General features: G+C 65.5%; 10 protein-coding genes and 2 rRNA genes. All 12 read right to left on the reverse strand.

Annotated features, from left to right (window positions below):
- Positions 1-77: 77 nt before the first annotated feature.
- The 12 genes from xerD to DXT68_RS10935 all read right to left on the reverse strand — a co-directional run bounded on the left by xerD (position 78) and on the right by DXT68_RS10935 (position 13,571).
- Positions 78-980, reverse strand: coding sequence for a site-specific tyrosine recombinase XerD (xerD, locus tag DXT68_RS10885; RefSeq protein ID WP_045252713.1), 903 nt, complete (start codon positions 978-980; stop codon positions 78-80).
- 2 nt (positions 981-982) lie between these two features.
- A complete protein-coding gene (locus DXT68_RS10890) occupies positions 983-1,561 on the reverse strand; it encodes an NUDIX domain-containing protein (protein ID WP_052677582.1) in 579 nt (192 codons plus the stop codon).
- Positions 1,562-1,574: 13 nt separating this feature from the next.
- A complete protein-coding gene (pyrG, locus tag DXT68_RS10895) occupies positions 1,575-3,272 on the reverse strand; it encodes a CTP synthase (RefSeq protein ID WP_045252711.1) in 1,698 nt (565 codons plus the stop codon).
- Positions 3,273-3,289: 17 nt separating this feature from the next.
- Positions 3,290-4,981, reverse strand: coding sequence for a DNA repair protein RecN (gene recN / locus DXT68_RS10900; RefSeq protein WP_045252710.1), 1,692 nt, complete (start codon positions 4,979-4,981; stop codon positions 3,290-3,292).
- On the reverse strand, positions 4,978-5,892 hold the full coding sequence (locus DXT68_RS10905; RefSeq protein ID WP_045252709.1) for an NAD kinase: 915 nt from the start codon (positions 5,890-5,892) through the stop codon (positions 4,978-4,980). The genes recN and DXT68_RS10905 overlap by 4 nt, the downstream gene beginning before the upstream one ends.
- Positions 5,889-6,686, reverse strand: a complete 798-nt coding sequence (locus DXT68_RS10910) for a TlyA family RNA methyltransferase (protein ID WP_045252708.1) — start codon at positions 6,684-6,686, stop codon at positions 5,889-5,891. Before DXT68_RS10910 ends, DXT68_RS10905 begins: the two co-directional genes overlap by 4 nt.
- Entirely contained in the window at positions 6,683-6,859 is a 177-nt protein-coding gene (locus DXT68_RS17085) for a hypothetical protein (RefSeq protein ID WP_167541575.1), read from the reverse strand. Before DXT68_RS17085 ends, DXT68_RS10910 begins: the two co-directional genes overlap by 4 nt.
- 56 nt (positions 6,860-6,915) lie before the next feature.
- Positions 6,916-7,953 carry an HAD-IIA family hydrolase gene (locus tag DXT68_RS10915; RefSeq protein WP_045252707.1) on the reverse strand — a complete coding sequence of 346 codons (1,038 nt, stop codon included), beginning with the start codon at positions 7,951-7,953 and terminating at the stop codon, positions 6,916-6,918.
- A 2-nt stretch (positions 7,954-7,955) separates the two neighbouring features.
- Positions 7,956-8,960, reverse strand: coding sequence for a hypothetical protein (locus tag DXT68_RS10920; protein ID WP_082068772.1), 1,005 nt, complete (start codon positions 8,958-8,960; stop codon positions 7,956-7,958).
- Entirely contained in the window at positions 8,864-10,003 is a 1,140-nt protein-coding gene (locus DXT68_RS10925) for a hypothetical protein (RefSeq protein ID WP_162829119.1), read from the reverse strand. Before DXT68_RS10925 ends, DXT68_RS10920 begins: the two co-directional genes overlap by 97 nt.
- Positions 10,004-10,244: 241 nt before the next feature.
- Positions 10,245-10,361: ribosomal RNA gene (rrf, locus tag DXT68_RS10930) — 5S ribosomal RNA — on the reverse strand.
- A 105-nt stretch (positions 10,362-10,466) separates the two neighbouring features.
- Positions 10,467-13,571 (reverse strand): 23S ribosomal RNA (locus DXT68_RS10935).
- Positions 13,572-13,627: the final 56 nt, after the last annotated feature.

Below are 13,627 nucleotides of genomic sequence, written 5' to 3' on the forward strand. Positions count from 1 at the left end.
GGAGAAAGGGGAATTTCTCGCGTCCCCCAAAAGGATGACAAAAACTGGTCGTCGACCGGGGCGGCACACCGCTATGATCAGCGCGCGCGTGGGTGCGACGTCGCATAGATGTCCCGCAGGGTGTCCACCGACACGTGGGTGTAGATCTGGGTCGTCGCGACCGAGGCATGCCCGAGAAGCTCCTGCACGACGCGGACGTCGGCGCCGCCCTGCAGCAGATGGGTCGCGAACGAGTGGCGCAGCGTGTGCGGAGAGACCTCGGCCGTGATGTGCGCGTTCTCGGCGGCCTCGCGGATGACGAGCCAGGCGCTCTGGCGGGACAGCGGTGCGCCCCTCGCCCCGAGGAACAGACGAGCGGAGGCGCGCCCCTTGGCGGCGAGTCCCGGGCGCACCCTGGTGAGATACGCGTCGACGGCGGCCCGGGCGAAGGATCCGACGGGCACGATGCGCTCCTTCGACCCCTTGCCGCGCAGCCGCAGGACGTCTCCGTGCGCGAGGTCGTCGACATCGAGGCCGACCGCTTCGGAGACTCGCGCTCCCGTCGCGTAGAGCAGCTCGAGCAGGGCCCGGTCGCGGATGCCGAGCGGATCCTCAGCCGACGGGGCGCCGAGCAGCCGCTCGACCTGATCGATGGTCAGGGCCTTCGGCAGACGCTGCGGTGCTTTCGGAGGACGCAGTCGGCCGCTCGGATCGTCGACCTCGATACCCTCCCTGGCGAGGAAGCGATGCCACCCGCGCACCGAGGACTGCAGACGCGCGAGACTCGAGGCGGCAGGCGCCGGGTCGGCACTCGAGCGGTCGGCGATGAAGCGCCCGACCACCGCGGCCGTGATCGTCGAGGTGTCGGCGATGCCCTCTGCGTCCAGCCATTCGACGTACGCCGTGAGGTCCCGCCGGTATGCCGCGATCGAGTGCTCGCTGAGTCCGCGCTCGATCGTGACGTGACGCAGATAGGCGTCCAACGCCCGATCGAGCCGCATGCTCAGCTCCGGTCGCGCAGCCTCTGCGCGGCGGCGAGGACGCCGATCGTCAGGATGCCGTTGCGCATGCGTCCGTCGAGCACGGCGGAGACCGCATCGTCGAGCGGAATCCACTCGACGCGGATGTCGGCCTCTTCGTCCTCGCGATCATGCGCGGTGGGCGCGGCGGACATCCCTGTGGCGAGGAAGAGGTGGATGACCTCGTCGTTGCCGCCGGGCGTCGTCCACGACGAGACCAGCGGCTCCCAGTGCGCGGCGACGAGATCGGCCTCCTCGGCGAGCTCCCGCCTGGCGGCCTCGAGCGGATCCTCGCCCGGCACGTCGAGCAGACCGGCCGGCAGCTCCCAGTCGCGATGGCGGATCGGATGCCGGTACTGCTGGATGAGCAGCACCCGTCCGTCGTCATCGAGAGCGAGAATGGCCACCGCCCCCGTGTGCGCCACATACTGGCGACGGATCTCCCCGTCGCCGTAGCGCACCCGATCATCGCGCACGTCCCAGACGACGCCCTCGAACGCGAGCTCGCTCGTGAGCACCTCCGGCTGGAAGGGCTCGTCGCGCAACTCGGGCGACTCAGGCATCGGCTTCGTCGACTCAGGCATCGGCTTCGACGTCGAACAGCTCGCTCGAGCGGTGCCGATCGATCGCCGCGCCCACCAGGCCCCGGAACAGCGGGTGCGGGTCGGTCGGACGCGAGCGCAGCTCGGGGTGCGCCTGCGTGGCGATGTAGTACGGGTGCACGTCGCGCGGGAGCTCGACGTATTCGACGAGGTCGAGCTCCGGGTTGAGCCCGGAGAACACCAGGCCCGCGTCGGAGAGACGGTCGCGGTAGGCGTTGTTGACCTCGTAGCGGTGACGGTGACGCTCGGAGGCCTCCGGAGCGCCGTACACCTCCCGAGCCAGGGATCCCTCGGCGAGAGCCGCCCGGTAGAGCCCGAGGCGCATCGTGCCGCCCAGGTCACCGCCGTCGAGGATCTCGATCTGCTCCGCCATCGTGGCGATCACGGGCTCCGTGGTGTCGGGGTCGAACTCGCTCGAGGAGGCGTCGACGATGCCGGCGACGTCCCGCGCGTACTCGATGACCATGCACTGCAGACCGAGGCAGAGCCCGAGCGTGGGGATCCCCTGCTCACGGGCGAACTTCAGCGCACCCAGCTTGCCCTCGATGCCGCGGATCCCGAACCCTCCGGGGACGCATATGCCGTCGAGCGCGGCGAGCTGCTCGCGCGCGCCCTCGGGCGTCTCGCAGCGGTCGGAGGGGATCCAGCGGATGTTGACCTTGGTCTCCTGCGCGAAGCCGCCGGCCTTGAGCGCCTCGGTCACCGAGAGGTACGCGTCGGGAAGGTCGATGTACTTGCCGACCAGGCCGATCGTCACCTCGTGCTTGGGGTTGTGGACCGCGTGCAGCACCTTGCTCCAGCGCGACCAGTCGACCTCGTCCGCAGCCTTCTGGTCGAGGCCGAGACGACGGACGATGTAGGAGTCGAGTCCCTGGTCGTTGAGCGTCGACGGGATGTCGTAGATGCTCGGCAGGTCGACGGTGTTGATAACGCCCTCGGCGTCGACGTCGCACATCAGGGCGATCTTGTTCCGGTTGCTCTCGCTCACCGGCCGGTCGCTGCGGAGCACCAGTGCGTCGGGCTGGATGCCGACCTGGCGGAGGGCTGCGACCGAGTGCTGGGTCGGCTTCGTCTTCTGCTCGCCGGACGCGCCCATGAAAGGCACGAGCGAGACGTGCACGAAGAACACGCTGTCGCGACCGAGCTCGTGGCGCAGCTGACGAGCGGCCTCGAGGAAGGGCTGCGACTCGATGTCGCCGACCGTGCCGCCGACCTCGGTGATGATGACGTCGGGGCGGGGGTCCTCGGTCGCCTGCAGACGCATGCGGCGCTTGATCTCGTCGGTGATGTGCGGAATGACCTGCACGGTGTCGCCGAGGTATTCGCCGCGCCGCTCGCGCGCGATGACCTGCGAGTAGATCTGACCGGTGGTGACGTTGGCCGCCTGGGACAGGTTGATGTCGAGGAAACGCTCGTAGTGTCCGATGTCGAGATCGGTCTCTGCACCGTCGTCGGTGACGAACACCTCACCGTGCTGGAAGGGATTCATCGTGCCGGGATCGACGTTCAGATACGGGTCGAGCTTCTGCATCACGACGCGGAGTCCGCGCGCGGTCAGAAGGTTGCCCAGGCTGGCGGCGGTGAGCCCCTTGCCCAAAGACGAAACGACACCACCCGTCACAAAGATGTGCTTGGTCGTGTCGTTCTTGGGCCCCGCAGAAGAAGAGTTCATCACGGGCTTCGATCCTATCAGTCGGTGGAGGCCCCGAGGGTGAGAAGTTCCCGGGCATGGGTGATCGCGGCATCCGAATCGGTGAGTCCCGACAGCAGTCGAGCCATCTCGGCCTCGCGCTCCGGTCCCTCCAATCGACGCACACTCGACGCGGTGACGGCCCCGTCGTGCGACTTCACGACCGACAGATGGTTCGTCGCGAAGGCGGCGACCTGGGCGAGGTGGGTGACGGCGATGACCTGAGACTTCTCTGCCAGTCGGGCGAGTCGTCGCCCGACCTCGATCGCCGCGGCGCCTCCGATGCCGGCATCCACCTCGTCGAAGACGAACGTGGGAACGGGGTCGGTCGCGGCGATGACGACCTCGATCGCGAGCATCACTCGCGACAGCTCTCCGCCCGATGCGCCCTTAGCCACCGAGCGGGGCTCGGCGCCGGGGTGCGGAGCCAGCAGGATGGCCACATCGTCATGACCATGCGTGCTCTCTGCGCCGGGGGTGACGGCGACCTGCAGCGTCGCATCGGGCATCGCGAGCGCATGCAGCTCTTCGCTCACAGCGACGCCGAGGCGCGCGGCGGCGGCCGTGCGGGCGGCCGTCAGCGTCTCGGCGCGAGCATCGAGGTCGGCGCGTGCCGCATCGCGCTCGGCCTCGAGTCGGTCGACCCGCTCGCCGTCGTCGTCGAGTTCGGCCAGTCGCGCCGATCCGGTGCGCCAGAGCTCGAGCGCGTCGTCGAGCGAGCCGTGCGCCCGGATGAGAGTGCCCAGAGCCGCCCGGCGCTCCTCGACCGCGGCGAGTTCGTGCGGACCGGACTCGTCGAGGTCGGCGAGGTACGCCGACAGCTGCCCCGCGACGTCTGCGATGCGATAGCCGATGTCGGCCAACGCGGCCGAGATGTCGGTGAGCGAGGCATCCGAGACGCGCTCGAGGGCGCGTCTCGCCTCGGCGACGAGCGCAGACGCATCCGGCTCGCCCTCTTCGCTCGACAGCGCAGTGTGGGCGAGCGATGCGGCGAGGCGCAGCTCCTCGGCGTTCGCCAGCCGCTCGGCCCGTGCCGACAGCTCGACGTCTTCGCCGGGCTCGGGCGCCGCGGCCTCGATGAGCGCCAGGGCGTCCCTCAGGCGGGTCGCCTCTTCGGCCCGACGATCGCGATTCTCGGTGATGTCGATGATCTCGGCATCCAGCGCACGCCAGCGCTCGAACGCCTCTGCGTAGGCCTGCAGCGGCACGGCGATGTCCGCGCCTCCGAAACGGTCGAGAGCGTCGCGCTGAGCGGATGCGGAGCGCAGCCGCAGCTGCTCCGACTGACCGTGCACGACCACGAGCTCCTCGGCGAGGGCCGACAGCACCCCGGCGGGGGCTGCGCGTCCGCCCACGCTCGCCCGGCTGCGCCCCTCGGCGCTCAGGGTGCGGGAGACGTACAGCTCGGCGGCCCCGGCACCGGCCGGTTCGAGCTCTCCCCCGGCGTCCGCCACGATGTCTGCCACTTCGCCGGCAGACGGCACGATCCACACACCGGCGACGGATGCCTGCCCGGCACCCGCTCGGACGGCGCCCGAGTCCGCACGCTGCCCGAGCAGCAGGCCCAGACCGGTCACGACCATGGTCTTTCCCGCTCCGGTCTCGCCGGTGATCGCCGTGAACCCGGCGCCGAGCGGCAGAACGGCATCGGCGATCACGCCGAGCCCCTGCATCCGCATCTCCTCGATCACGACACGACCCCCTGACCGCGCCATCCGGCGACGGGCAGCTGGAACTTGCGCACGAGCCTGTTGGTGAACTCGGTGGGATGCAGGCGGGCCAGGCGTACCGGCCGCGAGGAGCGACGCACCACGACGCGCGCACCCGGAGGGAGGTCGTGGGAACGGCGCCCGTCGCACCAGAGGATTCCCGACCCCGAGGTCCCTTCGAGCATCTCGATGGCGACGGCCGCGTCGGGGCTGACGACGAGCGGCTTGGCGAACAGCGCGTGGGCCGAGAGCGGCACGACCGCGATGGCCTCGACGCTGGGCCAGATCACGGGGCCTCCCGCCGAGAAGTTGTACGCGGTCGACCCGGTGGGGGTCGAGACGACCATGCCATCGCATCCGAAGCTCGACAGCGGCAGCCCGTCGATCTCGAGCACGACCTCGATCATGCGCTCACGACTCGCCTTCTCGACGGTCGCCTCATTGAGCGCGAACGTCTCGTACACGACGACGCCGTCGGCGTCCTTCACCCGCACCGACAGTGCGAGGCGTTCTTCGACGCCGTAGTCGCGGTCGATGACCTTGCGCATCGCGGCGTCCATGTCATCGCGGTCGATCTCCGCAAGGAAGCCCACGTGGCCCATGTTGATGCCGAGCACCGGCGCCGTGCAGCCTCGCACGAGTTCCGCGGCGCGCAGGATCGTCCCGTCGCCGCCGAGGACCACCGCGAGCTCGAGGTCCTCCTGCTGGACGGTGTCACCGAGCACGTCGATGTCGGCGAAGTGGGAGTCGACGGCGCGCAGATCCAGGCTGTCGTCGGCGGCCAGCACCGGGCGGACCCCCGCATCGCGCAGCGAGTCGACGACCCGCCGGGCTGCCGCGACGGTGTCCTCGCGTCCCGCGTGGGCGACGATCAGGATGTTGCGTTCGTTCATCGTCTCCCTGCCAATGTGTTGATGCGGTCCGACCATTCTGACGGATCGCTGCCTCGCCCCGGAGCGAGATGCAGCAGGTACTCCGTGTTGCCGTGTGTGCCGAGGATCGGAGAGGGCAGGATGCCGAGCATCCCGAGTCCCGCATCCCACGCGCTCCAGGCTGTGCGGGCGACGGCATCCGCCCGGGTCGCGGGGTCGGTGACAAGGCCGCCGCGCACGGCCGTGCGGCCGACCTCGAACTGCGGCTTGACGAGCAGGACGATGTCGGTGGTGGGTGCGGCGACCCCGGCGACCGCCGGGAGGACGAGTTCGAGGGAGATGAACGAGAGGTCACCCACGATGAGATCGAGCGTGCCGTCTTCTCCGGTGACGCTCCGGAGGTTGTCGGTCGTCATATGACGGACGTTGTAGCCCTCGACCACGACGACGCCGGGGTCGGCGGCGATCGACGGTGCCATCTGATCATGCCCGACGTCGACCGAGAGCACTCGTCGTGCCCCGCGTTCCCTCAGCACCTGGGTGAACCCGCCCGTGGACGCGCCCATGTCGAGGGCCAGACGTCCGTCGACCGGGATCGCGAAGCCGTCGAGCGCGGCGATCAGCTTGTGGGCGGCCCGCCCGACGTAGTGGTCGGCGCCGGCCACGGAGATGTCGGCCCCATCCGACACGGGCGTGGACGCCTTGATGACGGGGCGCCCGGCGACGCTGACCAGGCCGTCGGCGATCAGCGACGCGGCATGGGTGCGCGAACGAGCGAGTCCTCGGAGTGCGAGGGCGGCGTCGAGTCGGGTCATCGGGTGCCCGGTGCGTCGCGCTGATCGAGTCGCGCGCCGCTCTCGAGTCGCCGGGAGAGCTCGTCGTGCAGCCCGGAGTACGCGTCGGCCCTGGCCGCGAGCGGCTGTCCTTCGATCAGGCGCAGGCGACTCCACAGGCCGTCCGTCGGCGCATCGGTCGTCTCATCGCTCACGTCTCTACTGTACGTGGAGCGAGGGACTCGCGGTCGGAGCCTGGCCGAGCGACGGGTCAGGGACGGTGGAACGGATCGTCGTACAGACGCTCCGGCACCCGCAGCACGAACACGGGAGTGCCGGACGCCCAGATCGCGGCCGCACCGGCTCGCAGCAGATCGATCTGGCGGTCTCCCTCGGAGAGGATCTCGACGTCCGCCCCGACCACGCGCACGGAGGCGCCGTTGACCGAGTGGATGCCGTCCTTCACGGTGGCCTCCGGGTACGGTTCGTGCAGCTCACGCAGATCGCTGAGGATGAAGGTGGGCCGCGATCCCTCGGGCGCCGCGAGCACGTGCTTGGGGCGGTCGATGCCGGTGAGCACCAGGGCGGACGCGATGCCGGCCCGCACCGCACCGAGGATGTCGGTGTCGAGGCGATCGCCGATGAACAGCGGCCTCTTCGCGCCGAAGCGTTCGGTCGCTTCGTCGAAGATCGGCGTCTCGGGTTTGCCCGCCACCGTCGCGAGGCGACCGATGGCCGTATGCACGGCAGACACCAGCGTGCCGTTGCCCGGGGCGACACCGCGCTCCCTCGGGATCGTCCAGTCGGTATTGGTGGCGATCCAGGGGATCCCCCCTTCGTCCTCCGGGAGCTTGAGCGCGAACGCGGCCTCGGCGAGGTCGGTCCATGCCACCTCGGGTGCAAAACCCTGCACCACGGCATCCGGAGAGTCCTCGGCGCTGCGGGTGACGGTGTACCCCGCCTTCTCGGCCTCGTCGACCAGCCCGGCTCCTCCGACGATCAGCAGAGTCGCCGGAGCCGGCACGAGTCCCGCCAGCAGACGCATCGCCGCCTGCGGGCTCGTGATCACGTCTGCGGGCGCCACCGTGAGGCCGAGGCTCGACAGATGCTCGGCGACGGATGCATCGGTGCGCGACGCGTTGTTCGTGATGTAGCCGAGTCGAGCTGTTCGCGCCGCAGCGTTCAGGCTCTCCACCGCGTGCGGCAGCGCGCCCGGTCCCGCGTACACGACGCCGTCGAGGTCGGCCAGAACCGTGTCGACGCCATCGAGCGGAGTCCGGGACGGCACGTTCCGCGAGAACAGCCCCACTGCTAGACCTCCTCGGACCGCGCGGAATCGTCGCTCGAGTCTGTCGGGGATGCACCGCGGGCGGAGTCGGCCTCGACGGGCGTCTCGGACTCGTCATCGGACTCGTCATCGTCCTCGTCGAGCAGCTCACGGACCTCGTCCTCGACCGTCGGCTCGGAGTCGATGACGCCTGCCTCGTCGGCGTCGCTCTTCGCCTCTGCGTCTGCGTCGGCGTGTGCGTCGGCGTGTGCGTCGGCGTCTGCGTCTGCGTCTGCGTCTGCGTCTGCGTCTGCGTCGAGAGCCTGATCCTCATCGAAGTCGCCTTCGATGAGACCGTCCTCGATGATGATCTCCTCATCGCCGGCCTCGTCGACACCCAGTGCCTCGGCGGCGACCTCGGCGCGATGCGCCCAGAACTCGGCCTCGTCGGTGCGCCCGAGGTCTTCGAGAACCGCTGCACGAGCAGCGAACAGAGCGGGGCTCCATTCGAACGCGCGGTCAGGATCGAGCTCGGGGATCTCCAGTTCGCCGAGTGCGAGCTCGAGGTCGCCCTGATCGAGGCGCGCCCCCGACATCGCGATGGCGAGAGAGACGCGGACCGGTGTGGTGAGAGCCGCGCGATCGACCGCGCGACCCGTCTCGAGTGCGCGATCGGGGCGGCCGATGCCTCGTTCGCTGTCGACCATGAGGGCGATCTGATCGTCCTTGCCCGAGATGCGTCGGTAGGTGCGCAGCTCCCGCAGAGCGAGAGCGAAGTCCTCGGTCGCATATGCCGTGATGCCGAGAGTCTCTCGAACGATCGCGATGCGACCGGCTCGACGGGACGCAGCCAGAGCATGCTCGTGCGCCAGCGCAGGGTCTTCGTCGATCAGACGTGATGCCATCGCCAGGTGCCGAGCGACCAGGTCCGCATTCTCCTTGCTGAGGGTCTTCAGCTCATTGCGGGCCGAGGTGTGCAGATCGCGCGCGGTGACCTCATCGGGAATGTGCGGGTCGTTGAATCGCGGACGATCGCCCGACGCCTGCACCGGGCGCTCGCGGTCCGCTCCCCCGCGCTGCGGATACGAACGACCGGAATCGCGATCCTGGCGAGGAGCGCGGTCATCTCGGTTGTAGCCACCGGAGCGCGGAGCGCCCCCATCACGGCTGTCACGGTTGTACCCACCCGAACGCGGAGCGCCACCGTCACGGTTCTCGCGGTTGTACCCACCCGAACGGGGAGCGCCCCCATCACGGCTGTCACGGTTGTCACGGCTGTAGCCACCGGAACGGGGAGCACCAGCATCACGGTTGTATCCACCCGAACGCGGAGCACCAGCATCACGGTTGTATCCACCCGTACGCGGAGCACCAGCATCACGGTTGTATCCACCCGAACGCGGAGCACCACCGTCACGGCTGTCGCGGTTGTCGCGGTTGTAGCCGCCCGAACGGGGAGCGCCCCCATCACGGCTGTCACGGCTGTACCCACCGGAACGAGGAGCACCGCCATCACGGCTATCGCGGTTATACCCACCCGAACGAGGAGCACCGCCATCACGGTTGTCGCGGTTGTAGCCGCCGGAACGGGGAGCGCCACCATCGCGGTTGTAGCCACCCGAACGGGGAGCGCCCCCATCACGGCTGTCACGGCTGTACCCACCGGAACGAGGAGCACCGCCATCACGGCTATCGCGGTTATACCCACCCGAACGAGGAGCACCGCCATCACGGTTGTCGCGGTTGTAGCCGCCGGAACGGGGAGCGCCACCATCGCGGTTGTAGCCACCCGAACGAGGAGCACCGCCATCGCGGTTGTCACGGTCGTAGCCGCCCGAACGGGGAGCACCACCGTCACGACTGTCACGGCTGTACCCACCCGAACGGGGAGCGCCGCCATCACGGCTGTCACGGCTGTCACGGCTGTAGCCAGCGGAACGAGAAGCGCCGCCATCACGGCTGTCACGGTTGTACCCACCCGAACGGGGAGCACCACCATCGCGGTTGTCACGGTTGTAGCCGCCCGTGCGCGGGGCGCCGCCATCACGGTTATACCCACCCGAACGGGGAGCACCACCATCACGACTGTCACGGTTGTACCCACCCGAACGAGGGGCACCGCCATCACGGTTATCGCGGGAGTATCCATCCTCGCGACGGGGGCCGCCGCTGCGGCCGTCGGAACGACCTCCGGAAGATCGACTATCGCGCGAACCATTGTCGTCATTGCGACGCGGACGGCGCTGTTCCTCTTCCGGCATGATGCTCCCTGTTCTCGATCGTGTTAACGCAAAATGGCCACCCAACGATGGGTGGCCACTTGCTTAAAAGAAGTCCGGCGGTGTCCTACTCTCCCACAGGGTCCCCCCTGCAGTACCATCGGCGCTGTGAGGCTTAGCTTCCGGGTTCGGAATGTAACCGGGCGTTTCCCTCACGCTATGGCCGCCGAAACACTATAGATGTTTCAATCAAACACATAACAAAGTCATTGTCATGCGGTTCTCGACCGTACATCGAGAACCACTCAGTGGACGCGTAGCACCAACAAACGGTGTGTTATCAAGTCATCGGCTTATTAGTACCAGTCAGCTGCATGCATTGCTGCACTTCCACATCTGGCCTATCAACCCAGTAGTCTGGCTGGGAGCCTCTCACCCGAAGGTATGGAAATCTCATCTTGAGGCCGGCTTCCCGCTTAGATGCTTTCAGCGGTTATCCATCCCGAACGTAGCTAATCAGCGGTGCTCCTGGCGGAACAACTGACACACCAGAGGTTCGTCCAACCCGGTCCTCTCGTACTAGGGTCAGATCCTCTCAAATTTCCTACGCGCGCAGCGGATAGGGACCGAACTGTCTCACGACGTTCTAAACCCAGCTCGCGTACCGCTTTAATGGGCGAACAGCCCAACCCTTGGGACCTACTCCAGCCCCAGGATGCGACGAGCCGACATCGAGGTGCCAAACCATGCCGTCGATATGGACTCTTGGGCAAGATCAGCCTGTTATCCCCGAGGTACCTTTTATCCGTTGAGCGACAGCGCTTCCACAAGCCACTGCCGGATCACTAGTCCCGACTTTCGTCCCTGCTCGACCTGTCAGTCTCACAGTCAAGCTCCCTTGTGCACTTACACTCGACACCTGATTGCCAACCAGGTTGAGGGAACCTTTGGGCGCCTCCGTTACTTTTTGGGAGGCAACCGCCCCAGTTAAACTACCCACCAGGCACTGTCCCTGAACCGGATTACGGTTCGAAGTTAGATATCCAGAGTGACCAGAGTGGTATTTCAACAATGACTCCACACGAACTAGCGTCCATGCTTCACAGTCTCCCACCTATCCTACACAAGCCACACCGAACACCAATACCAAGCTGTAGTAAAGGTCACGGGGTCTTTCCGTCCTGCTGCGCGTAACGAGCATCTTTACTCGTAATGCAATTTCGCCGAGTTCGCGGTTGAGACAGTTGGGAAGTCGTTACGCCATTCGTGCAGGTCGGAACTTACCCGACAAGGAATTTCGCTACCTTAGGATGGTTATAGTTACCACCGCCGTTTACTGGGGCTTAAATTCTCAGCTTCGCCTTGCGGCTAACCGGTCCTCTTAACCTTCCAGCACCGGGCAGGCGTCAGTCCGTATACATCGTCTTGCGACTTGGCACGGACCTGTGTTTTTAGTAAACAGTCGCTACCCACTAGTCTCTGCGGCCACCACACGCTTTTGGGAGCAAGTCCCTATACGCGGATGGCCCCCCTTCTCCCGAAGTTACGGGGGCATTTTGCCGAGTTCCTTAACCACGATTCTCTCGATCTCCTTGGTATTCTCTACCTGACCACCTGAGTCGGTTTGGGGTACGGGCGGCTAGAACCTCGCGTCGATGCTTTTCTTGGCAGCATAGGATCATCCACTTTTTATCCGCATCGTGTCTCAGCCTACGTGAACGGCGGATTTGCCTACCGTTCGGCCTACGCACTTGCACCAGGACAACCATCGCCTGGCTTGGACTACCTTCCTGCGTCACACCTGTTAATACGCTAACCGCACCAGAATGGGGTCGTGCGCTAGGCCCAGAGCGTCACCCCGAAGGGATCAGTCACTGGGATTCAGACACTTAGCACTACTGGATTAGCTTGGGCGGTTCTTCGCCGGTACGGGAATATCAACCCGTTGTCCATCGACTACGCCTGTCGGCCTCGCCTTAGGTCCCGACTTACCCAGGGAAGATTAGCTTGACCCTGGAACCCTTGGTCTTTCGGAGGACGTGTTTCTCACACGTCTTTCGCTACTCATGCCTGCATTCTCACTCGTGTAGCCTCCACGGCTGGTTTACACCGCCGCTTCGCTGGCCACACGACGCTCTCCTACCCATCAACACGGCTGGACCACGAAGGCCTACCAATAATGTCAATGCCACAACTTCGGTGGCGTGCTTGAGCCCCGTTACATTGTCGGCGCGGAATCACTTGACCAGTGAGCTATTACGCACTCTTTCAAGGGTGGCTGCTTCTAAGCCAACCTCCTGGTTGTCAAGGCAACTCCACATCCTTTCCCACTTAGCACGCGCTTTGGGACCTTAGTTGGTGGTCTGGGTTGTTTCCCTCTCGACTATGAAGCTTATCCCCCACAGTCTCACTGCTGCGCTCTCACTTACCGGCATTCGGAGTTTGGCTGACGTCAGTAACCTTGTAGGGCCCATCGGCCATCCAGTAGCTCTACCTCCGGCAAGAAACACGCAACGCTGCACCTAAATGCATTTCGGAGAGAACCAGCTATCACGAAGTTTGATTGGCCTTTCACCCCTATCCACAGCTCATCCCCTCAGTTTTCAACCTAAGTGGGTTCGGTCCTCCACGACGTCTTACCGTCGCTTCAACCTGGCCATGGATAGATCACTTCGCTTCGGGTCTAGGACATGCGACTGAATCGCCCTATTCAGACTCGCTTTCGCTACGGCTACCCCACACGGGTTAACCTCGCCACATATCGCTAACTCGCAGGCTCATTCTTCAAAAGGCACGCTGTCACAGCTACTAAGGCTGCTCCAACGGTTTGTAAGCAAACGGTTTCAGGTACTATTTCACTCCCCTCCCGGGGTACTTTTCACCTTTCCCTCACGGTACTTGTCCGCTATCGGTCATCTGGGAGTATTTAGGCTTATCAGGTGGTCCTGACAGATTCACACGGGATTTCACGGGCCCCGTGCTACTTGGGATACTCTTCGCGCCACGGTTGGCATTTCGACTACGGGGTTGGCACCCTCTATGACCGGCCTTTCAAGACCGTTCGTCTATACCATCGTGTAACGCCGCCATCTCGGCAGAGATGACTGAAAAGTCCCACAACCCCCAACGTGCAACGCCTGCCGGCTATCACACACGCTAGGTTTAGCCTGTTCCGGTTTCGCTCGCCACTACTAACGGAATCGCGGTTGCTTTCTCTTCCTGTGGGTACTGAGATGTTTCACTTCCCCACGTTCCCTCTACCCGCCCTATATATTCAGGCGGGAGTCACTAGGTCGGCACGCCGCCCAGCGGGGTTTCCCCATTCGGACACCCTCGGATCAAAACTTGCTTATCAGTTCCCCGAGGCTTATCGCAGATTGCTACGTCCTTCTTCGGCTCCAGATGCCAAGGCATCCACCGTTTGCTCTTAAAGACTTGAAATCACATGAGTTTGAATCAGAATCGACGTGAACCCCGAAGGATCCACATGAAATTGA

The organism is Microbacterium foliorum (genome assembly GCF_003367705.1).
Taxonomy (GTDB): domain Bacteria; phylum Actinomycetota; class Actinomycetes; order Actinomycetales; family Microbacteriaceae; genus Microbacterium; species Microbacterium foliorum.

What these genes read in the sequence shown, in the direction of transcription:
- xerD (WP_045252713.1), bottom strand. Translation starts at nt 980, where the DNA reads ATGCGGCTCGATCGGGCGTTGGACGCCTATCTGCGTCACGTCACGATC.
- DXT68_RS10890 (WP_052677582.1), bottom strand. Translation starts at nt 1,561, where the DNA reads ATGCCTGAGTCGCCCGAGTTGCGCGACGAGCCCTTCCAGCCGGAGGTG.
- pyrG (WP_045252711.1), bottom strand. Translation starts at nt 3,272, where the DNA reads ATGAACTCTTCTTCTGCGGGGCCCAAGAACGACACGACCAAGCACATC.
- DXT68_RS10905 (WP_045252709.1), bottom strand. Translation starts at nt 5,892, where the DNA reads ATGAACGAACGCAACATCCTGATCGTCGCCCACGCGGGACGCGAGGAC.
- DXT68_RS10910 (WP_045252708.1), bottom strand. Translation starts at nt 6,686, where the DNA reads ATGACCCGACTCGACGCCGCCCTCGCACTCCGAGGACTCGCTCGTTCG.